We start from the raw sequence: 20,858 nt of genomic DNA on the forward strand, positions 1-20,858 counted from the left end.
AAGTTAAGGAAAAATGAGCAAATTTAGTGCACTCAAAGTTGATATTCTTGTTTTTCTATATTTGTCTTTTAAGGAGAATTTTGACCAGGTTGAGATGAGTTTTTTGAGGAAAATTTGTACTTTACTGACTACACAATTTAATGTTAAGAATAGCTCTCTAACTCGCCTTTTAAGCTCAATAAATGCCTTTGTTAAACTAAGTTCTGTGCCCTTTTTTAGTTCTGTACAACCAACTATTCCATGAAATATAAGAATTGCACACAATTTAGCATATAATTCACATAATACCCTATATGGTTTTCCTTTTAGTTTATCAAGTCCTATATGGCTCTTATATAATTTAAATAATAATTCAATTTGCCATCTTACTCGGTAAATTGTTAATACTTGTTCAGCACTAATTTTACTTTTTGGAACATTAGTTATAAATATTGACCAATTCAATAACTTTTGATTCCTTTTGGAAGATGTATATCCATGTGATTTTGCTAATCTATTAGCCTTCCTTCTCCTGGCTATAGACTGTTCTTCAGTTAGCTTTTGACATATAATTCTTACTCTAATCTTTGCTTCTTTTCCCAATAATACCTCAGTTTCTAAAAATAGCTTACCCTCTAAACATTCCAGTAACTCCATTTTTTGATTTGTTTCTATATCATATATATTGGTATCAGATTTATAACGACTAATAAAATAAGCTCCTATTTCCTTAATCTGTTTAAAAGAACTTGGCACAAAATAACCAAGATCAGATATTAGCAAATCGTTACTTGATATATTACTCAAATGTTTCCTATACCCTTGATCTGACCTTATTCCCTCCGTTATATTTAATTGATCAAATGTCTGATTTAAGTAGTCGAAAACTAATTGCAACTTTATCCCGGACTTGGTATTACTTTCATAGCCGCTGTAGCTGGTACCATATCCTTTATACATATTCTCCATACTGTTAGGCAGGCTAATATAGCTACTATCCAATAACTTAACGCTTTTAAATTGCTGCAAGATTCTACAATCAATTTGCAGGGTATTTTTAAATAAAGCCATAGATTCATTATACATCCTTTTCATAAATTCCACTGCCTCTTCAGTAAACCTCAAATCTAGACTCTGTTTTGTTATTATTACAGATGCTTCGTTTAATAATTGGCACATTGTATCTATGCTGCAGTTTGCAACTCCTATATTACCCAAAATTATAGCTTTTATGAATGATGAACCACTCAATTTTCTCTTCCTTTTTATAAATCCTGTTTCAATTGATACTTCATTTGCTCTTTCATTGAAAAATTTGTTTAGGTAATTTGATAAGCAAGTTATTTTATTCATCATTAGTTCTCTCACTAAAATATATCCGAGAGAACTTATATCTTCTTATCCTATCTTCTTCATACCTTTATTTTCTTAACTTGACGCGTATGGTCAGAAAACACTGGAATTTCATATATAGACACAACTCCCATTGCAGTTTGTCATGCAAAAAGAATATCCAAAAACAAAGTTTTTGCTGGAATTGCAAAATTAAGCAAGAGCACTTACGGCTGGTTTTTTGGTTTCAAATTACATATGGTAATCAATGAAAATGTTGAAATTCATGCACTTACGCTAACAAAAGGCAATGTTGATGATAGGATACCTGTGCCAAATCTGACGGAAAAATTAATCGGTCTTTTGTTTGGTGACAAAGGTTATATTGCAAAAGAGCTTTTTCAGAAGCTGTTTGACCGAGGTTTGAAACTTGTTACCAAGGTGAAAAAAGGTATGAAAAATACATTGATTTCGTTAAATGAGAAGATTTTACTGAGAAAAAGGTCTATCATTGAGACTGTTTTTGGTTACCTAAAAAATAGACTAGAAATTGAACACACTCGCCATAGATCCCCTGTTAATTTTTTGGTTCATATCTTTTCTACTCTCATTTCCTATTCCATCAAATCCACAAAACCTTCTATTTCCTATACTTTCTTCCTTCCTTAATCCAGAATTCGCGTTTAAAGCACTGGAGGCAAAAGTAGCTCAAGACGGAATCATTTTAACTGAAGAACAACTTGCAGCTTTAGAAAAAGTGAAAGAACAAAGGGAAGCTCATGGTGAAATTGAGACGCAACATCCAGGTTATTTGGGTTCTCAAGATACCTATTATGTGGGCAATATCAAAGGCATAGGGCACATTTATCAGCAAACTTTTGTTGATACTTATTCCAGAGTTGCAATGGTTAAACTTTACACGGACAGAACAGCTATTACAGCTGCAGATCTTCTTAACGATAGAGTTATCCCATTTTTTGATGAGCAGAGAATTCCATTATTACGCATTCTAACTGATAGGGGTACGGAGTATTGTGGCAAGCCCGAAAATCACGCTTATCAGCTATATTTAGGAATCGAAAATATCGATCATTCTAGAACCAAAGCCAACTCTCCACAAACTGATGGCATATGTGAAAGATTCCATAGAACTATGCAAGATGAGTGTTACAATATTATCTTTAGAAAGAAAATCTACTATTCTTTGGAGGATCTACAGATCGATGTTGATCATTGGTTGCGTTCTTACAATGAGACAAGGCCTCACTCAGGCAAATACTGCTATGGCAAAACACCTATGCAAACGTTTTTTGACAGTAAACATATTGCTTTTCAGAAAAATATTAGTAGCATTAAACAACAGCCTGATATTAGTTTTGACTACGTCAATTCTTCTGTCAGATCAAATCTTGTCTTTTACATGCATATCAAGCTCATACTCAGTATGTAAATCTTTGACCAAAGCTACAACGTATTCTTTTTGAACAATTATACTGATTTTGATTTCGGATGTTGTGATAGAAAGTATTTCTATCTTTTTTTCGCTTAAAACCTTGAGTGTGCGGTGCATCACTTCAGTGTTAGACATAACACCAATACCAATTATTGAAATTTTAGCTACATTATCGTTTATAGCATAATTTTTATTCTTATTCAGTAACTTTTCCATTAAATCAATATCAAATTTGGAGATAACAAAACTTGACCCATGTATCATATCAATTTTAACGTTTGCCCCTACTATATCTCTTAAAGTACGCAAGTTATTTGCAAGGTTAGTGAAAGTTACAAGAGCTTCATTAGTGCTATAAGCTATTCCAGTAATTAAGTATCTCTCTAGTACATCCCTTTTGTGTAGTACTGTGGTGCCTTCTACTTCTTTAAAAGTGGATAGCACTTGCACTTTAATATTATGCTTCATTGCAAGTTGTACTGAACGATTATGCAGTATTTTAGCACCAGATGACGACATTTCCAACATTTCATCGTAAGAGATAAATTTGAGCTTGCGTGCCTTTGGAACAATTCTCGGGTCTGCTGTATATATTCCATCAATATCAGTAAAAATTTCGCAAGTTCTAACACCAAAGGCTACCGTGAAGGCAACTGCTGATATATCAGAGCCTCCTCTTCCAAAAGTAGTGATTCTATCATCATTTATACCCTGAAAACCAGCGATGATCGCAGCAGTATAACCCTCAGCAAAAGATCTTTTCACACGGTCAATCTTTATTGTTTTTATTTTAGACTCAGAATAAAAATCATCAGTTACAATTGGTAACTGCCAGGCAAGCCACGATTTAGCATTAACTCCGATCGATTGGAGAGTGATAGCTAATAGACCGCAAGAAATTTGTTCTCCTGCTGAAAGCATAACGTCATACTCTGATAACTCTTGTCTGCAACTTAAATTTGAAATTTGCCTAGCCTGAAAAGCCATTTGGTCAGTAAATCCTGCAGCAGCAGATACAACAACGATTACATTACAACCTTTCTCAATATCGTTTTTTATCAAATTTGCAACTCGGTTTAAATCAGTTAGCGAAGTCCCACCAAATTTTTTTATGATTATTTTGTCCATAGTTACAATATAACTCTCTTCTGAAGAAAAATATAGTTTTTGTAGAGATAGAGGTTGTCCGAAAACTAGAATTAAGGTAGAGTATAAGATGTATGGTTCCAGAGTGTGATGGCGTGGATCTATTATAAATAATTCAGGAGACTTTGTCAACTGAGAACATATAAATTCAAAAGGTGTAAGAGCCTGTCTTCAAACTCAAGAATGAGCTAATTTGTGAAGCATAATAGTGATCATATTAAAGAAGATGTTATTTTTTGAAGTGAGAGGAGAATGCTCATAATCCTTACTCATACGTCTAAAATTGGAGAGCCAAGCAAAGGTTCTCTCAACAATCCAACGTTTGGGAATAACCTGAAATCCTGTATCAACTATTTTCTTGGTAATCGTCAATAAACATCCAGTTTCCAATAAGCAGAGGTTTTGCAATTTACCTGTGTATCCTTGATCAGCAAAAAACTTATGTAATGTTGGAGCTTTGCATTTGGCTTGAACAAAAAGATTTAGTGCACCATCAAGATCCTGAATGCTTGCACTTTGTACTTCAGCAGCAATTACAAGACCTACAGTATCTACAACGATGTGGCGCTTTCTACCCTTTACTTTCTTGCCAGCATCATATCCTCTGGATCCCCTTTTTGAGTAGTTTTTACTGATTGGCTATCTATTATTCCCACTGATGGAGTTTCATTCTTACCAATTATCTCTCTTACTTTTTTAACTAGAAAATCATGAATCTCTTGCCATATTCCACTTTTTTTCAATCGCTAATTACAACTATACACTGTTTTCCATGGTGGAAAATCTTTAGGCAGTTGTCTCCATTGACATCCTGTTCTCATCATATAGCGGATTGCGTTAATAATTGTTCTAATACTATGTTTTCTTGGTCTGCCGGTCTTTTTAGGTTCAAAATATAGCTCTATTATCTTCCATTCTTTGTCACTTATATCGCTTGGGTACATTTAAAATATATCTTATAACACACTTCTTAACTCCTTTCTACTTAGTTTGAAGACAGGCTCTTAGCAACCCATTTATAATAACCACCAGCAGATATGTCTAAAACCCTACATAGTTCCTGTACTTTATAGCAATTTCTATATAAAAGAATACTTTACTCTTTTTGTTTGGTCAGGGCTTTTTTTTAAATGTCTCTTTCTCTTGTTACTCTTGCTAGTTCTTTTTTTAGATCAAATCTCTCTTTGTCATAAGGAGCCTTTGTCTGGAAATGCGTATGCTTTTGACATTTTTCCATCATATTTTCTTACCCATTTACTTAACATACTGCCATCTATGCCTAGATCCTTTGCTATTTTTGTACTTCTGTTTCTTTAACCAGCTTAACAGCTTCTAATTTGAATCCTGCTGTATATTCCCTTCTATTTGCCATATTTTGAAAAAACGTTTCATTTTACTCCAAAAAAGTCTTAACTTTCTCTCTACCTTTTCTGGGTAAGGCCACTAGACACTTATGCAGCTGTGCATAGAATGACAGAAGAGACTTGCGTTAGATATTGTTTATTTACTTTCGATCTTTTCTATCAATTTTTTAACTAAGCCTCTTAGCTTTTTACTGGATTCATCAAGCTCTTGAATCTGCGAGCTATGCTCTTTCATTAGTTCCTTATAGTTACCTCTTATGTAGTCAATCATTTCCTTCATCTGAGCAATCATCTTGTTAACATCCATACTACCCAAATCAGATACCATGCCAGGCATAGCCCCTTCTAACATACCGCCAGCCATAAGCTGCTGGGACATTTGCATAAATGGTTTTAAAGTCTGATTAAGCAATTCAGGATCCTTGGCTAATTTTTCTATTTGCTCTTTGCAAGTATCCATATACTGCTTCATAAATTCATCTTCTTGTCCTTTGTTTATCATAATATGTCTACCTAAAAATACGTATCCTTTATTATATATCGTTTTTAAATTAAAAACAATACAAAATACCTATCACAATTGCATTAATACTTTTTGAACAATAAAAAATGCTCCTTTGCTTACAAATGGTCACATACCTTCTTTAACCATTCCTTATCTTTTACGCTATTTTCTAAGTTTTCATAGACAAATTGATGATAGCTATTTATCCATTCAATTTCATCTTTAGTAAGCATTTGCACATCTATTAGCCTTCTATCATATGGAATGAAGGTCAGTTGTTTGAAATGTAAAAAGCTATTTTCTTGTCTGTCGACATACATCAGATTTTCAATTCTTATTCCATACTCTCCCGGAATGTAATAACCAGGTTCGTTGGAAAGTATCATTCCTGGCGTGAGTTTCACTTTATTGCCCTTTGATATTGCTTGTGGTCCTTCGTGTACTGATAGGTAACTTCCTACTCCATGCCCTGTACCATGCATATAGTCCATTCCAAATTTCCATAAATGTGTACGTGCCAATATATCCAATTCTCCACCAGTAGTGCCAGAAGGAAAGATGACACTTGCTACAGCAATGTGAGCTTTCAATACTATTGTATAGTGGGTTATTTGCTCACTAGTCGGATTACCAACCACTACAGTTCTTGTCACATCAGTTGTGCCATTAAGGTATTGGCCACCAGAGTCAATCAAATATAGTCCACTTTTCTGAATTACCTTATTCGTCTTACTGCTTGCACGATAGTGAATTATTGCACCATTTTCATTAAATGCGGAAATTGTTGGAAAACTTGGTTGCTTAAACAAATTCTGTTCTTTTCTGTATTCTAAAATCTTTTCTTCAGCTTCAAGTTCTGTACCAACATTACTTTCAAGCCAATGTAGAAAGTTTGTAACTGCCACTCCATCTCTGATATGCGCATTTATAGCCCCAGCTATTTCAGTTTGGTTTTTTACTGCTTTATAAATTAGACAAGGATCTTCTCTTTCAGCTACCTGTTTATCTTTTATTACAGCCATGATACTCATTGGAGTTGTGTTTGGATCTATAACTATTGAATTTAGCTTGTGCAGCAAATTTTCTAGCTCACTAATATCAAAAATATTTATATGATTGCCCAAATTTGCTTCTATAGTTGAATGTTCTTTATCTTGAATAAACAAATCAACATTACCGCTTTTATACAATATAGCACGGCCAAATATACATGGAGTATATTTGGCATTTTCATTTCTTAAATTTAATAGCCATGAAATTGAATTTGGATCAGTTAAAAGCACTGCTTCAGCTTCTTTATCTATGCTTTTAGCGACTTTTTCACATTTATTCTTGCTACTTTCACCAGCATATTTAATAAAATGTAAAACCACTGCTTGTTTTCGATAGTCACTTTTTTTTCCAGCTAAACAGGGTATTAATTTACAGATATTCTCATACTTTCTTATATCTTCTATGGTAAAATATTGCAAATAGTAACCTAGTGAGGTGGTCAATGTTAAGTTTGCTTTTACCCATTCGCGTGGATCCTCTTCTTGTATATTATATACTTGAAAATTGCCCCGATCGAGCTGATTGCGAGCTTGTGTGATATAGCGTCCATCCGTAAAAAATGGGCACTTGTTGTCTTTTGTAACGATAAGTAGCCCATTTGTTCCTGTAAAGCCACACAGCTTTGTTAGCTCCTCTGAATACTCATTTAAATATTCATCTTTAGTATGCAACATAAATGCGTCAACATTTGTTTCACACATAAAAGAACGAAATTCTTCGATTTTTGACATATACCTCACGCAAAACTAGCAGCTAATTTCGTTTTCTTATTCCTAAGGTACACTAATATGCTCACTATCGCTGCGGGAGTGATGCCTTGTATTTGCTTTGCAATGCCAATCGTCGCTGGTTTTATCGTCTGCAACTTTTCTATTACTTCACTTGACAGGCCTTTAACTTGTGAATAGTTAAAATCAATTGGAATTTGAGTGTTAATTTCCTCTCGTAAAAACTTCATATCTGCTTCTTGTCTTATTAGATAAGGTTTGTATTTTGCTTCAATTTCAACTGCTTCGCATATTTCATTCTTAGTTATGCTACCCATTGCGGCGTCATTCCAGTGCGTAACGCTGCTTTTTTCCTGGATCTTAGTGTCAGCTACTCGGATGACATGAGAGTGTCCTGAGATGATGGAAGAGGATCCAGTATCCGTTGTGCAGCGCGTGATGCTGCTTAACTCCTGCCATATTTCTTGTAATTTATTCCAGTCGATGTTTGGATAGCTGAGTAAATCTAGTGCCGTTTTTCTTATCCCATCATAAGATATTTTAATACCATAAGACCTAAGCTGCTCAGGAGTAATCGTCAGACTCCCTAACTTCTCTTCAAGCTGCTTAATGGATTTAAGTTTATTCTGTAAAACAGAGTATCTCTCATGCGAAACAAGGGAAATATCATAACCTTTTTGTGTTAATCTTCTATCCGCATTGTCTGACCTGATAGCTAGCCTATATTCTGCACGTGAGGTAAATAATCTGTAAGGCTCGATCACCCCTTTGGTGACCAAATCATCTATCATTACGCCAATATACGAATCTGTGCGGTGAAGAACAAAGCTCTCTTTTTTTTCAGATGCAGAGAGTGCTGCGTTAATTCCGGCAATAATTCCTTGCCCTACTGCTTCTTCATATCCAGTAGTGCCATTAATTTGGCCGGCAAAATATAGACCTTTGACTTTCTTGGTTTCAAGAGTATGAAATAGCTCTCGTGGGTCAATATAGTCATACTCAACTGCATATCCAGGTCTCAATATTTCTGCGTTCTCAAGTCCTTTAATACTCTTTATCATTTCACGCTGCACTTCAATAGGTAATGAATTTGAAATTCCGTTTGGGTATACAGTATCATCATCCAGCCCTTCTGGTTCTAAAAATATTTGGTGACTACTTTTTTCTGCAAATTTATTAACTTTAACTTCAATGGATGGGCAGTATCTTGGTGCAACAATGTCATCCAAATACGAAGAAGCTGACCTATGAAGATTTTCTCTAATTATTTTATGCGTATTTTCATTAGTATGGGTAATAAAGCATGATACCTGAGGTTGGTTAATTTTTTCTGTGAGATAAGAAAACGGCACAGGTGGGTTATCACCCACTTGTTCTTGCAATATTGACCAGTTTATAGTATTACGATCAAGCCTTGGTGGAGTTCCGGTACGCAGTCTACCTAATCTAAAATCATACTTCTTCAACGTATTTGCAAGTTCTACTGCAGACTTATCTCCCATTCTTCCTGAAGGAGTTGTTTGTTCTCCTATGTGAATCACACCTTGCAGAAAAGTTCCTGTGGTTAAAATGACTTTACCTGTTAGTATACTTTCACCAGAACTTGTTATTACAGCTTTAATGCACGGTTCTCCATTGCCATTACTTTCTATAAGAAAATTGTCAACTGACTCTTCTTTTACCGTCAAATTGTTATAATTTAGAATAATTTCCTGTATTGCCTGCTTATATAATTTTCGGTCTGCCTGTGCGCGTGGTCCCCATACTGCTGCACCTCTGCTGCTATTTAAAATGACTGAGTGTATGCTTGCTTGATCGATTGCTCTTCCCATTATTCCATCAAGAGCGTCAACTTCCCTGACTACAACACCCTTTGCAACTCCTCCAATTGCTGGATTGCAGGACATTTCTCCTATAGTTGAAATTTTATGAGTTATAAGCAGCGTGTTTGCACCAAGGCGAGCTGCCGCAGCAGCCGCTTCGCACCCTGCATGACCACCACCTACTACTACTACGTCATATTTATGCATGCTTTTTTGAGTAATTCTACTCTACTAATATTCCGATTATCAACGGTTAATGTCAAATCTTGTTATTCCAATGTTACACACTGGAATAACAGAAACCTTACTTGATTATCTTAAACTTTCTTCCTTCCCTTTTGAAGAAAAGCGCTCAACTATAGGAGAGATAATATAATCGTTCACTTTGTCAGCTACAAAGTACCCTGCAATTGGCGCTATTACTACTATTGCTCCTATTGTTGCACCTGCTAAAACTGCAGATCCGGCTCCAAGCATTATACCAGGAGAAATAGCAGCTGCAGCTGCAGCAAGACCAACTCCAATTGCAGCACCTGTAAAAATTATAATACTGGACACAATGGGAAGGATTTTATCAACTTTTTCAATAAGATCTTTGTTGTAAAATTTATGTAGCAAACATCCTGCAAAAAAATTGTAGCCGCTGCTGGAATTATAGAACCAACAATTCCACCTATGGCTAAAGGTGAAAAAGCTGTGACACTTAATCCCAAACCTGTAAGTGCCCCTATTGCAGTGCCTATTAATGATGCTCCAATCGCAAATATTAAAGTCTCTTTGTCCATGCAACCCCCTTAATTATTTTTTTTGTAAGCTTTTAAAATTTCTCTATTATTATAATTAGATTAATTGAAACAGGCAAGTGATTTTGGAAAAAAAGCGGGAGAAGGGCCTCAACTTACAACCATTCCAGTACCCCCTCTTGTCATCCAAGTAGCCCCTTCTCCTGTCATCCGAGTAGCCTCCTTTTTTTTGTCATTCCAGCGCGTGACGCTGGAATCCAGGAAACTTGGCTGTACATTAGGTTTGATAAATGTAGGGTTTTATGTTAAGAGGGAGTGTTTTTGATGAATTGCAAAAAACCAGTGTCTGGGCACTGGGATGACGAGAAGGGGTAGCGCGTGACGCTGGAATCTAGGAGTATAAAAATGACGAATAAAATTTATACTAAAAAATATAAAAAAAGTGCTTGCACTATAATTTATTTTTAGTATATTATTTACATAATATTTTTACTGAAGGTTAATATGCATGGTAATAACGATAAAGAAAGTAGGGGTAATAGGGTGATTCCAAGTGACAGGTTTGAAAGAGTTGGTCCTGATAAGCATGAGAGAGAAGCACGGCAACGTGAACGTGAAAGTAGCAAGCCTGCTACTCAACCATACGCGTCAAGTTAAGAAAATAAAGGTATGAAGAAGATAGGATAAGAAGGTATAAGTTCTCTCGGATATATTTTAGTGAGAGAACTAATGATGAATAAAATAACTTGCTTATCAAATTACCTAAACAAATTTTTCAATGAAAGAGCAAATGAAGTATCAATTGAAACAGGATTTATAAAAAGGAAGAGAAAATTGAGTGGTTCATCATTCATAAAAGCTATAATTTTGGGTAATATAGGAGTTGCAAACTGCAGCATAGATACAATGTGCCAATTATTAAACGAAGCATCTGTAATAATAACAAAACAGAGTCTAGATTTGAGGTTTACTGAAGAGGCAGTGGAATTTATGAAAAGGATGTATAATGAATCTATGGCTTTATTTAAAAATACCCTGCAAATTGATTGTAGAATCTTGCAGCAATTTAAAAGCGTTAAGTTATTGGATAGTAGCTATATTAGCCTGCCTAAGAGCCTGTCTTCAAACTCAAGAATGAGCTAATTTGTGAAGCATAATAGTGATCATATTAAAGAAGATGTTGTTTTTTGAAGTGAGAGGAGAATGCTCATAATCCTTACTCATACGTCTAAAATTGGAGAGCCAAGCAAAGGTTCTCTCAACAATCCAACGTTTGGGAATAACCTGAAATCCTGTATCAACTATTTTCTTGGTAATCGTCAATAAACATCCAGTTTCCAATAAGCAGAGGTTTTGCAATTTACCTGTGTATCCTTGATCAGCAAAAAACTTATGTAATGTTGGAGCTTTGCATTTGGCTTGAACAAAAAGATTTAGTGCACCATCAAGATCCTGAATGCTTGCACTTTGTACTTCAGCAGCAATTACAAGACCTACAGTATCTACAACGATGTGGCGCTTTCTACCCTTTACTTTCTTGCCAGCATCATATCCTCTGGATCCCCTTTTTGAGTAGTTTTTACTGATTGGCTATCTATTATTCCCACTGATGGAGTTTCATTCTTACCAATTATCTCTCTTACTTTTTTAACTAGAAAATCATGAATCTCTTGCCATATTCCACTTTTTTTCAATCGCTAATTACAACTATACACTGTTTTCCATGGTGGAAAATCTTTAGGCAGTTGTCTCCATTGACATCCTGTTCTCATCATATAGCGGATTGCGTTAATAATTGTTCTAATACTATGTTTTCTTGGTCTACCGGTCTTTTTAGGTTCAAAATATAGCTCTATTATCTTCCATTCTTTGTCACTTATATCGCTTGGGTACATTTAAAATATATCTTATAACACACTTCTTAACTCCTTTCTACTTAGTTTGAAGACAGGCTCTAAGACTTAAAAAAACGCCAATACAGAAAATAGACAATGACCAGGGCTTCTTTTGCCTTTTTTTTCGTTTGGTAAATTTCTTAATGTTTGTAGCTAAAGCAATTTAAGAGACCGAAAATGGTGTCATTCCAGCGCGTGACGCTGGAATCTAGTTTTCCATATAATCTCATCGAAAACGTTGTGTTTTAACAACCACTTTCTATGCTAGTTTGCTTGCTTACAAGCAAACTTTCCTGGATTCCAGCGTCGCGCGCTGGAATGACAGGAGAAGGTACTAGCCTGACAACCTTCATCCCGCTACGTGTTAGCGCTTACTATTACCCACAAGTATAGAATGAATGAGCAAGTCTCCATCCTTCTGCTAAATCAAAGAGACGTTTCCATCCCTTCCACAAAGCTATAGGGCCTGGTTCTAAGTCATTTTTGCGAGCTAAAAACCCTCCTAACTTGGCCACCCACCTCACAATTTCTCTTATAGGTGGTGGAGTCTCAGGATAGTTTTTTGTCTTAAGCATTTTGGTATATAAAACCTTCCATTCGTCATCAGTCAGTATGACAGTGCAAGAAAGATTCGGATTTGTTCTAGCTACCAATGTGATAAAAAATATTCTCCATGCAATTATACTCATAATTGTAAGAAAGCGGATCAATCTATCTGCTGTTTGGAGCCTACATTCTTCAACTTTAAGACCGGATTTCAAAATTTTATGAAAAACCTCTATTCTCCATCTTAAGCAATACCATTGTATTTTTTCTACTGCTTCTTCAAAATTATTAATATTTATATTTGTTAACAAAATCCAGTTCATGGGCTCTTCGCCAAATGGGGGATATTTTTCTATAACATAGACAGCATTTAAATTTAAATTAGGAAGTTTTTGCGTTTTACGTCTAGCGTTGTTTTTTGATGCATTCATCACAAAGTTACTAAACTTTACTTCTAAAACTGTTGTTCTTTGAGGTTTGTTATCGCAAGCAGGAATACTCACTTGTATTTCTCCTTGGCAAGACATGCGATTCATCAAATCCCACAATCTTTCACCACCTTTTTCAGAATAAGTCGACTTCTTGTTTACTGTTCTGTTTTGATTTCCTCTTACTACAAAAAGAGATTGATTAGTGGAAGCAACTTCAAATAAATCATAAATATCTGCTTCTCTATCACAAACGGTAACTACCTTAACATCCTTTAATCCAGGATGTTTAGTAGAGTCTTTAAGTGATGCTATCCACCGTATGCTTTCTTTCTCTTCTATGGGAAGAGCAGTATTATGGCTTCTTCTTTTCAACTCCTTTAGGTCTTCAGCTAAGGGAGGTCTAGTACTAATTTTTTGATCCAATAATCCTATAGGTAGTCCTTCTGTTGTAACTGCAAACGTTGTATGCATCACTAATCCATGGGTTTTAAAATTAGTTGTTTTAGATGTTAATCTTGCTGCTATAATCCCTAATCCTTCGGTCTTTTTATGATTTTTATATGAAATATAACTCGTGTCCTGGATAGCTAAGATAGTTGAGTATTCTTTAGCTCTTTCAATATTTTTAATTATATGACTGTCTAATATCTTTCTTTCAGAAATGGCATCTTTTTGGAAAAATCTATAAGCTGCTTTACTTTGATGCCAATCTTCACAAGCTTGATTTATTGAACACTCAGGCGATTCAGCAAAACTATTAACTATTTTTAGAAGCCTTTTACTTAATCTTATATCACCAAAATTAACAATTCCAAATTCACTTTCTGCCCATTCGCCAGTTGAGGTATTTATAGTTCTTTTCATCATATATTCCATTTTTAGACCATAGATCTATTTATAATAGAAAGTTGAATTAGTAAGATAGCAGCTTTTTCTCCTTTTAGATTTATGGGTAATAGTAAGCTTTATGCCAGACGCCACCTACCCAGTAAACAAGTTTCCGATAGGTTTATCCCAAGTTAGAAATTACCCCCTGGTTTTGACGTCACCTTTGATGTTTCGACACTTCATCAGTGGTTCACTTGCGTTCGTCTCTCTATTTAACACATGACACATAATTGTGCCTTTTCCGTAACTCTCACTACCTTGACTCTTTATCAAAGCAGCTTACGGTTGTTTAAAGCCTGCTCTTGTAAACCGGCTTTGAGGGGCCCACCCTCATCTATTATGTAGCTTTTGCACTTAGTTTGCTCTTTGTCTGAGCATCCTTTATGCTTCTACGGCACACAATTCCCTTATCATCATATTTTACAATTGTAGCTATTTTTCGATACAACCCTCTAATATCATCATTACTATATACCATAACTAAACCTACTACTATATGTTAGTTTATTATAGCAACTTTCCCACAACCAGTCAAGACATATTGCAGTTTCAAGCAGCATGATATATATTGAATGCTTTATTTATAGTTCTTAAAGTAAATGATGGAAGATTTAGCCTATAAATTAGTTAAAGTGACCGAAGCTGCAGCACTTGCTGCATATAAATTGGCAGGCTTTGGTGATGAAAAAAGGGCTGATCAAGTTGCAGTTGATGCAATGCGTACAGTATTAAATTCAATGGAAATAAATGGTACTATCGTAATTGGTGAAGGTGAGAGAGATTCAGCACCAATGCTATATATTGGCGAGAAGGTTGGCACTGGAAATGGTCCTGAAATCGACATCGCTGTTGACCCACTTGAGGGCACTACGATTTGTGCTCACCATAAACAAGGGGCAATGTCCGTTCTTGCTGTAACGAAAAAAGGTGATTTTTTACACGCACCTGATGTTTATATGGAAAAAATAGCGGTAGGAAAAAATCTTCCAGAGGGTGTAGTCTCACTAAAAAATAGCATTGAAAAGAATCTAGACAATTTAGCCAAGGCAAAAGGATGTAAAGTAAATGATCTTACAGTAACTATACTTAAACGTGAAAGGCATAATGAATTAATGCTGAAAATCAGGAAGTTAGGAGCAAAAGTTAAACTAATAGATGATGGTGATGTTGCGGCCGTAGTTTCACTAGTAAATGGCAATCACGATATGTATATCGGAATAGGAGGGGCACCAGAAGGGGTGCTTGCGGCTGCAGCGCTGAGTTCAATCGGTGGGCAGATGGAGGGAAGATTAATATTTGACACAGATCAGTTAAGAGAAAGAGCAAAAAATTTAAATATTGATGACCCAGAAAAAATCTACACCATAAAAGATATGGCAAGAGGTGAATCAGTGTTTATTGCAACTGGAGTAACAAGCGGAGAACTTGTGGATGGAGTTGAATTTAGTCATAACGTCTGTTCAACTAGTTCTTTAATAATTCTACCTAACAAGCTGATAAAGGTGCAAGTTATAAGTTAGGTTAATTATTTTTCAATATATTATGTAAGAGTTAAAGGGAGTGTTAAAATGTTAGATTCATTTTCTCAAGAGAAACTAATTGTACAAGAAGCTCCTCAAGACGGACATAAAAAGAAGGCTGACCCCTTTTCAAAACCTTCTATCTATTGTTTCTTAAACCACTCTGCTGAACGGAGACAGTTTAGGCTGTTATGCCTGGCGGCTTTGTTGGAATAAGTTTTTCAACATTGCTAACAATAAAATTGATTGTATCGTCAGCTACCTTATCGAATTTATCATTTATCTCTTTTCCCATTTTTTCATTTTTAACATATTCGTGTAGAGCTAAAGCAGTTATAGCTGCACATGCTGCAATTAAGCCAGTTTTTGCTATAATGAGCATTGATAATCCTCCTGCAAATATAAATGTTAGTCCAATAGCTAGGTTTATAATTTTACTTTGTGTTGTTTGTTGTGCTGCCTGATTCTGATCTACTTTTTCTTTTTCAAGAGCGTTTGATATTGTTTTTGAGAAAATTTTTACCGCGATTGTTGCAATTGCGATCATAGCTAATCCTATGGCTATTTTTGCTAAGAGAAAAAATGATGGGAACACCATCGCAAAGAATAGTAAGCCAGCTCCTGCAATTAGTAACTTGTGTTTAGGATGAATTTCACTTGTAAACATAATAACCTCTCTATTTTCTAATACTAAATTGTATCTAATATAAAATACGGAGATAGTCAACATATTTTATGAAAGGGCACGTTAAAAGTTTTTTTCATGTTGTTCTTCGCCGCCTCGTGGTTAAATTTGGAATTTTAGAAAGAGTTACGTATTATTTAAAATTCTTGTATACTGTTTTGAATCAGTTAAATAGATAATGAAGTGCAGGACGCAGTTTTAATTTTACAAGATGGTAAATGCTTTTGGGGAAAATCAGTAGGTAAAAAAGGCAAGTGCATAGGTGAGGTCTGTTTTACCACTGGTATCACCGGTTATCAGCATACTATAACTGATCCTTCTTTTGCTGATCAAATTATAACGTTCACTTTTCCTCATATTGGTAACATTGGAATAAACCATAAAGATAATGAAGGAGAGAAAATTTTTGCAAGTGGTGTGGTTATGCGTGAACTTTCTTCTATGTCCCACCCTTCTTCATATATCAGTTTAAATGATTGGTTAGAGAAAAATAACGTGGTTGGGATATCAGGAGTTGATACTAGAGCTTTAACGAGACATTTGAGAAAACATGGATCTCAAAGTGGAATGATATGCCCGTCAAGCGAGACGCATGTGTTGGATGAATTGAAGAAATACAAACCTGTAAATGGGATAGAAATAACCAATAAAGTTAGTTTGCATAGTAATTTTAAAAGTGACCTTAATGCAAAATATAGGGTTGTAATCGTTGATTTTGGCGTAAAAATCAGTATAGTTTCACGCTTAATAGAATTTGGTTGTACAGTTGAATTAATCAGACCAAGCACAGGTTTTGCTCAAAAAGTGTTGAGTATGAATCCAGATGGTATAGTGCTTTCAAATGGTCCTGGTGATCCGCAAGAAATAGGAGAAAGTGTAGTTTCAGAGATAGACATTATTATAAAATCTAAAATACCAATTTTTGGCATATGCATGGGTCATCAATTACTTGCGATTACTTTGGGAGCAAAGACCATCAAGATGGATATTGGTCACCGAGGGAGTAACCATCCAGTTTATGATGTAATTAGTGGAAAAGTTGAGATCACTAGCCAAAATCATGGTTTTGTTGTTGATTCAGCTTCTCTTCCAAGTAATGTTGAAATTACTCACATTTCTCTATTTGATAATAGTGTAGAGGGAATAATGATGAAGGATTACTCAGTCTTTTCTGTGCAATATCATCCAGAAGAAGCTCCAGGTACGCATGATTCGCATTATTTATTTAGACGTTTTATTGGCAATATTGTGTTGTATAAAATGAAATCTGCATGATTTTAATCAGGATAGGTTTTATTGCTTGATTTTTTAATTTTAGGCGTTTAGTATTAAATACAATAAAAGCTTGAGTTAAGGTATTAAAATAGCGTTCTCTTAACAAATTTTTGTGGAGGAGTGACCGAGTGGTTAAAGGTAACAGACTGTAAATCTGTCCGCATTGCGTACGTAGGTTCGAATCCTACCTCCTCCATTGTGCGGGTATAGCTCAATGGTAGAGCTCTAGCCTTCCAAGCTAGTGACGTGGGTTCGATTCCCACTATCCGCTCTTTTTTTTTGTTGTATTTTTATAAAATCAACATATTATTTATTGATGTATTTGTATTTTAGGTAGAAAAGTTTAAATTATGACAGCAGTAGTGGAAGCATTTGGAAAGCCGCATGTAAATGTGGGAACAATAGGACATGTGGATCATGGGAAGACAACGTTAACGGCGGCGATAACAAAGCATTATGGAAATTTTGTAGCGTACGATCAGATAGATAAGGCGCCAGAAGAAAGGAAAAGGGGGATAACGATAGCAACAGCGCATGTTGAGTATCAGACGGAAAAAAGGCATTATGCACACGTTGATTGTCCTGGACATGCTGACTATGTAAAGAACATGATAGTAGGTGCAGCACAGATGGATGCGGCGATATTGGTAGTGTCGGGGGTTGATGGGCCAATGCCACAAACGAGAGAGCATATATTGCTAGCGAAGCAGGTAGGTGTTGGATATATCGTGGTGTATATAAATAAAGCTGATGTTGCTGATGCTGATATGATAGATTTGGTAGAAATGGAAGTGAGGGAATTGCTGAATAAATACGGATTTCCAGGGGATGAAGTGCCTGTAGTAGTGGGGTCTGCATTGAAAGCGCTGGAAGATGACAGTAGCGAATATGGAAAGAAATCAATAGATAAATTGATGGAAAAGTTAGATGAGTATGTGGCGGTTCCACCAAGGCCTGTGGATTTACCGTTTTTATTGCCAATCGAGGATGTATTTTCGATATCGGGGCGAGGAACGGTGGTAACAGGAAGGATAGAGAAGGGAGAGATAAAGACGGGAGAAGAGATAGAAATAATAGGTCTGAAAGCGACGCAAAAGACGATATGCACAGGTGTAGAAATGTTTAAGAAGTTGCTGGATAAGGGGAGTGCAGGACTCAATGTAGGAATATTGTTAAGAGGAACAAAAAGAGAAGAAGTGGAGAGAGGGCAAGTATTAGCAAAACCGGGGACGATAACGCCGCATAGAAAGTTTAGGGCGGAGGTTTATATATTAAAGAAAGAGGAAGGAGGAAGGCATACACCATTTTTTGCGAATTACCAGCCACAGTTTTATTTAAGGACAACGGATGTAACTGGGAGCATAAAATTGCTAGATGGAAAGGAGATGGTAATGCCAGGAGATAATGTGAGTGTAGAAGTAGAATTGCAAGTACCGATAGCAATGGATAAGGGATTGCGTTTTGCGATAAGAGAAGGCGGTAGAACTGTTGGTTCTGGTGTTGTTTCTGAAATTTTGGAGTGAGTGTAGTAACTAAGATGAAGCAAGATATATATATTAACATTAAGGCTTTCGATTGTTCTTTATTGGAGGAGTGTGTTCGAAAATTTGTTGATGAATTAAAGCGGTCCAATGCAAAATTATCTGGTCCGATTGCGTTGCCAAGAAAAGATTCTAAATTTATTGTTAATAGATCTCCTCACGTTGATAAAAAATCTCGTGAACAGTTTGAAATGAGAACTTCTAGGCGTTTGATTGTTTTACATGATCTTACTCCTACTATGATGCAGATGCTTACAGGTTTATCTTTTTCTGCTGGCGTAGAAGTGGATTTAAAAGTCAAGGAAGTTAAGGTTTAGGAGAAGGAAATGAAGAGAATAAATTCACTGAGGAGAATTGGTTTATTAATGACGAATATTGGTCATACTGCTATATACTCTGACAATAGTCGCATGGCTGTAACTTTATTGCATCTCAGCGAAACTCATATTGTTGATATAAAAGGACAAGATAAATGTGGCTATAATTCAGTCATTTTAGGCACAGGAGATTTTAAAAATATAGCAAAACCTCAGTTGGAATATTTAAAGAAAAAGGGTATAAGTAATAAATGTAAGTTATACGAAAGTAGATTAAATGACCTGTCGGGAATAGAATGTGGTAAAAAAGTGGGAATCAATCATTTTGTGGTTGGTCAATATCTTGATATTACGGGTTATTCTATAGGTAAAGGATTTGCTGGTGTGATGAAGCGGCATAACTTCAGTGGGCTTAGGGCATCTCATGGTGTTTCTATTGCTCACAGATCACAAGGTTCCACTGGTCAATGTCAGGATCCTGGTAGAGTATTCAAAGGAAAGAAAATGGCTGGTCATTTAGGTAACAGCAGAATAACTGTACAAAATATGAGGATATTATCCATTGATCATGAAAATAGTATAATTGCTGTGAAGGGTAATAATGTTCCTGGGTTTAAAAATTCCTATGTTTTTGTAAGAGATGCAGTTAAAAAATCTTTACATAAAGATGTTCCTTTTCCGGTAGGTTTACTGTTAGATGTAAATGATGATGCTAGTAATTTGGTAAGTTAGTTATGGAATGTAATTTAGTTAATCTATCTAATAATAATGTAGGTACTACTCAGCTCAATCCTTTGATATTTTCTGCTAAGCAAAAATTGAGTATTTTGCATGATATAGTGAGATGGCAATTAGCGAAGAGAAGAGCTGGTGCTCATAAAACAAAAGGTATCAGTGATGTCTCTGGTACAACAGCTAAACCTTATGGTCAAAAACGTACCGGTAGGGCAAGACAAGGGAGCTTGCGATCTCCTCAATTTAGAGGTGGTGGGATTATTTTCGGCCCTGTTGTGAGGAGTCATACTTATTCTCTTAATAAGAAGGTACGCAAATTTGGTTTAAAAATTGCTTTATCTCTAAAGTATTTAAATAATCAAGTGGTTATCCTGGATAATTTAAATATTGATGTGAAGAAAACGTCTGAAATGTATAAATGTATTAAAATTTTTAAATTTTCTTCCTTTTTGATAGTTGGTGATTATGGAGATGATTTGTTGCGTGCTGTTAGAAACTTGCATTATGTAGACTTAATCAAACCTATTGGGTTAAATGTCTTTGATATATTGAATCACGAATGCGTGATGTTGACAAAGGATACTTTAAAGCATCTTGAAGGTAGATTGTTATGATCAAGTATAATAATATAATAAAATCTCCTATAATTACAGAAAAGGCCTCTTTTTTGAGGGAGAAGTTTAATAAATATTCTTTGTATGTTTTTGTAAATGTAAATAAGCGTCAAATAAAGTTGGCAATAGAGTCTCTATTTGATGTTAAAATTTCTTCTATAAATGTTGTTAGAATTAAGCCTAAATATAGGCGTTTCAGGGGTGTGATTGGTTGTGAAAAACAGAAAAAGAAAGTTTATTTTTCTTTGATAGATGGTCAAAAATTAGATATAATGAGCGTTTAAT

General features: G+C 35.4%; 24 protein-coding genes, 2 tRNA genes and 3 pseudogenes. 13 read left to right on the forward strand and 16 right to left on the reverse strand.

Features of this window, described 5'->3' with window-relative positions:
* Positions 1-3: 3 nt before the first annotated feature.
* Positions 4-1,332, reverse strand: a complete 1,329-nt coding sequence (locus ACFELZ_RS05780) for an IS4 family transposase (protein WP_375315862.1) — start codon at positions 1,330-1,332, stop codon at positions 4-6.
* 102 nt (positions 1,333-1,434) lie between these two features.
* Between ACFELZ_RS05780 and ACFELZ_RS05785 the strand changes: the two are divergent.
* Positions 1,435-1,980: pseudogene (locus ACFELZ_RS05785) on the forward strand (IS982 family transposase); the annotation flags it as partial.
* Positions 1,981-1,996: 16 nt separating this feature from the next.
* Positions 1,997-2,761 (forward strand): annotated as a pseudogene (locus ACFELZ_RS05790) (integrase core domain-containing protein); the annotation flags it as partial.
* Here the strand turns inward: ACFELZ_RS05790 and ACFELZ_RS05795 are convergent.
* The 9 genes from ACFELZ_RS05795 to ACFELZ_RS05835 form a co-directional block, all read right to left on the reverse strand.
* Positions 2,714-3,892 carry an aspartate kinase gene (locus ACFELZ_RS05795; RefSeq protein WP_375315895.1) on the reverse strand — a complete coding sequence of 393 codons (1,179 nt, stop codon included), beginning with the start codon at positions 3,890-3,892 and terminating at the stop codon, positions 2,714-2,716. The pseudogene ACFELZ_RS05790 and the gene ACFELZ_RS05795 sit on opposite strands and share 48 nt — an antisense overlap.
* 195 nt (positions 3,893-4,087) lie before the next feature.
* Positions 4,088-4,546, reverse strand: coding sequence for a transposase (locus tag ACFELZ_RS05800; protein ID WP_375316627.1), 459 nt, complete (start codon positions 4,544-4,546; stop codon positions 4,088-4,090).
* Positions 4,489-4,653: a hypothetical protein gene (locus tag ACFELZ_RS05805; protein WP_375315781.1), complete on the reverse strand. Its 165-nt coding sequence runs from the start codon at positions 4,651-4,653 to the stop codon at positions 4,489-4,491. Before ACFELZ_RS05805 ends, ACFELZ_RS05800 begins: the two co-directional genes overlap by 58 nt.
* 3 nt (positions 4,654-4,656) lie before the next feature.
* Positions 4,657-4,854: a transposase gene (locus ACFELZ_RS05810; RefSeq protein WP_375315805.1), complete on the reverse strand. Its 198-nt coding sequence runs from the start codon at positions 4,852-4,854 to the stop codon at positions 4,657-4,659.
* A gap of 556 nt (positions 4,855-5,410) precedes the next feature.
* On the reverse strand, positions 5,411-5,776 hold the full coding sequence (locus ACFELZ_RS05815; protein WP_375315896.1) for a hypothetical protein: 366 nt from the start codon (positions 5,774-5,776) through the stop codon (positions 5,411-5,413).
* Between the two features lie 119 nt (positions 5,777-5,895).
* Positions 5,896-7,563, reverse strand: a complete 1,668-nt coding sequence (locus tag ACFELZ_RS05820) for a M24 family metallopeptidase (RefSeq protein WP_375315897.1) — start codon at positions 7,561-7,563, stop codon at positions 5,896-5,898.
* Between the two features lie 5 nt (positions 7,564-7,568).
* Positions 7,569-9,590, reverse strand: a complete 2,022-nt coding sequence (gene mnmG / locus ACFELZ_RS05825; protein WP_375315898.1) for a tRNA uridine-5-carboxymethylaminomethyl(34) synthesis enzyme MnmG — start codon at positions 9,588-9,590, stop codon at positions 7,569-7,571.
* Between the two features lie 105 nt (positions 9,591-9,695).
* Positions 9,696-9,941, reverse strand: coding sequence for a hypothetical protein (locus ACFELZ_RS05830; RefSeq protein ID WP_375315899.1), 246 nt, complete (start codon positions 9,939-9,941; stop codon positions 9,696-9,698).
* Positions 9,926-10,168 carry a hypothetical protein gene (locus ACFELZ_RS05835; protein ID WP_375315900.1) on the reverse strand — a complete coding sequence of 81 codons (243 nt, stop codon included), beginning with the start codon at positions 10,166-10,168 and terminating at the stop codon, positions 9,926-9,928. The genes ACFELZ_RS05830 and ACFELZ_RS05835 overlap by 16 nt, the downstream gene beginning before the upstream one ends.
* A gap of 462 nt (positions 10,169-10,630) precedes the next feature.
* On the opposite strand from ACFELZ_RS05835, the gene ACFELZ_RS05840 reads away from it, so the two are divergent.
* Both ACFELZ_RS05840 and ACFELZ_RS05845 read left to right on the forward strand, forming a co-directional pair.
* The gene (locus tag ACFELZ_RS05840) at positions 10,631-10,783 is read left to right on the forward strand and encodes a hypothetical protein (protein WP_375315901.1); all 153 of its coding nucleotides are present in this window, start codon (positions 10,631-10,633) and stop codon (positions 10,781-10,783) included.
* 75 nt (positions 10,784-10,858) lie between these two features.
* Positions 10,859-11,245 (forward strand): annotated as a pseudogene (locus ACFELZ_RS05845) (IS4 family transposase); the annotation flags it as partial.
* Between the two features lie 9 nt (positions 11,246-11,254).
* Here the strand turns inward: ACFELZ_RS05845 and ACFELZ_RS05850 are convergent.
* The 5 genes from ACFELZ_RS05850 to ACFELZ_RS05870 form a co-directional block, all read right to left on the reverse strand.
* Entirely contained in the window at positions 11,255-11,713 is a 459-nt protein-coding gene (locus tag ACFELZ_RS05850; RefSeq protein ID WP_375316627.1) for a transposase, read from the reverse strand.
* Positions 11,656-11,820 (reverse strand): hypothetical protein, encoded by a 165-nt coding sequence (locus tag ACFELZ_RS05855; protein WP_375315781.1) that lies wholly within the window; start codon positions 11,818-11,820, stop codon positions 11,656-11,658. Before ACFELZ_RS05855 ends, ACFELZ_RS05850 begins: the two co-directional genes overlap by 58 nt.
* Positions 11,821-11,823: 3 nt before the next feature.
* Positions 11,824-12,021, reverse strand: coding sequence for a transposase (locus tag ACFELZ_RS05860; protein WP_375315805.1), 198 nt, complete (start codon positions 12,019-12,021; stop codon positions 11,824-11,826).
* A gap of 377 nt (positions 12,022-12,398) precedes the next feature.
* Positions 12,399-13,865, reverse strand: coding sequence for an IS4 family transposase (locus tag ACFELZ_RS05865; protein ID WP_375316680.1), 1,467 nt, complete (start codon positions 13,863-13,865; stop codon positions 12,399-12,401).
* A 358-nt stretch (positions 13,866-14,223) separates the two neighbouring features.
* The gene (locus ACFELZ_RS05870; protein WP_375315902.1) at positions 14,224-14,364 is read right to left on the reverse strand and encodes a hypothetical protein; all 141 of its coding nucleotides are present in this window, start codon (positions 14,362-14,364) and stop codon (positions 14,224-14,226) included.
* 124 nt (positions 14,365-14,488) lie between these two features.
* Between ACFELZ_RS05870 and glpX the strand changes: the two genes are divergently transcribed.
* A complete protein-coding gene (gene glpX, locus ACFELZ_RS05875; RefSeq protein WP_375316681.1) occupies positions 14,489-15,406 on the forward strand; it encodes a class II fructose-bisphosphatase in 918 nt (305 codons plus the stop codon).
* Between the two features lie 181 nt (positions 15,407-15,587).
* On the opposite strand, the gene ACFELZ_RS05880 is transcribed toward glpX, so the two are convergent.
* Complete coding sequence (locus ACFELZ_RS05880; RefSeq protein WP_375315903.1) at positions 15,588-16,073, reverse strand: hypothetical protein; 486 nt, start codon at positions 16,071-16,073, stop codon at positions 15,588-15,590.
* A 201-nt stretch (positions 16,074-16,274) separates the two neighbouring features.
* On the opposite strand from ACFELZ_RS05880, the gene carA reads away from it, so the two are divergent.
* The 8 genes from carA to ACFELZ_RS05920 all read left to right on the forward strand — a co-directional run bounded on the left by carA (position 16,275) and on the right by ACFELZ_RS05920 (position 20,857).
* On the forward strand, positions 16,275-17,366 hold the full coding sequence (gene carA, locus ACFELZ_RS05885; RefSeq protein ID WP_375315904.1) for a glutamine-hydrolyzing carbamoyl-phosphate synthase small subunit: 1,092 nt from the start codon (positions 16,275-16,277) through the stop codon (positions 17,364-17,366).
* 114 nt (positions 17,367-17,480) lie between these two features.
* Positions 17,481-17,562 (forward strand) — tRNA-Tyr (locus ACFELZ_RS05890).
* Positions 17,563-17,566: 4 nt separating this feature from the next.
* Positions 17,567-17,637 (forward strand) — tRNA-Gly (locus ACFELZ_RS05895).
* A 79-nt stretch (positions 17,638-17,716) separates the two neighbouring features.
* Positions 17,717-18,889 carry an elongation factor Tu gene (tuf, locus tag ACFELZ_RS05900; RefSeq protein ID WP_264329094.1) on the forward strand — a complete coding sequence of 391 codons (1,173 nt, stop codon included), beginning with the start codon at positions 17,717-17,719 and terminating at the stop codon, positions 18,887-18,889.
* Between the two features lie 14 nt (positions 18,890-18,903).
* Positions 18,904-19,224 (forward strand): 30S ribosomal protein S10, encoded by a 321-nt coding sequence (gene rpsJ, locus ACFELZ_RS05905; protein WP_096616846.1) that lies wholly within the window; start codon positions 18,904-18,906, stop codon positions 19,222-19,224.
* Between the two features lie 9 nt (positions 19,225-19,233).
* On the forward strand, positions 19,234-19,956 hold the full coding sequence (gene rplC / locus ACFELZ_RS05910; protein ID WP_375315905.1) for a 50S ribosomal protein L3: 723 nt from the start codon (positions 19,234-19,236) through the stop codon (positions 19,954-19,956).
* 2 nt (positions 19,957-19,958) lie between these two features.
* Positions 19,959-20,573, forward strand: coding sequence for a 50S ribosomal protein L4 (rplD, locus tag ACFELZ_RS05915; RefSeq protein WP_375315906.1), 615 nt, complete (start codon positions 19,959-19,961; stop codon positions 20,571-20,573).
* Positions 20,570-20,857, forward strand: coding sequence for a 50S ribosomal protein L23 (locus ACFELZ_RS05920; protein WP_064124642.1), 288 nt, complete (start codon positions 20,570-20,572; stop codon positions 20,855-20,857). The genes rplD and ACFELZ_RS05920 overlap by 4 nt, the downstream gene beginning before the upstream one ends.
* The last annotated feature ends 1 nt before the right edge of the window (position 20,858 follow it).

Origin of the sequence: Wolbachia endosymbiont (group A) of Colletes cunicularius, assembly GCF_964264715.1 — a bacterium.
GTDB lineage: Bacteria > Pseudomonadota > Alphaproteobacteria > Rickettsiales > Anaplasmataceae > Wolbachia.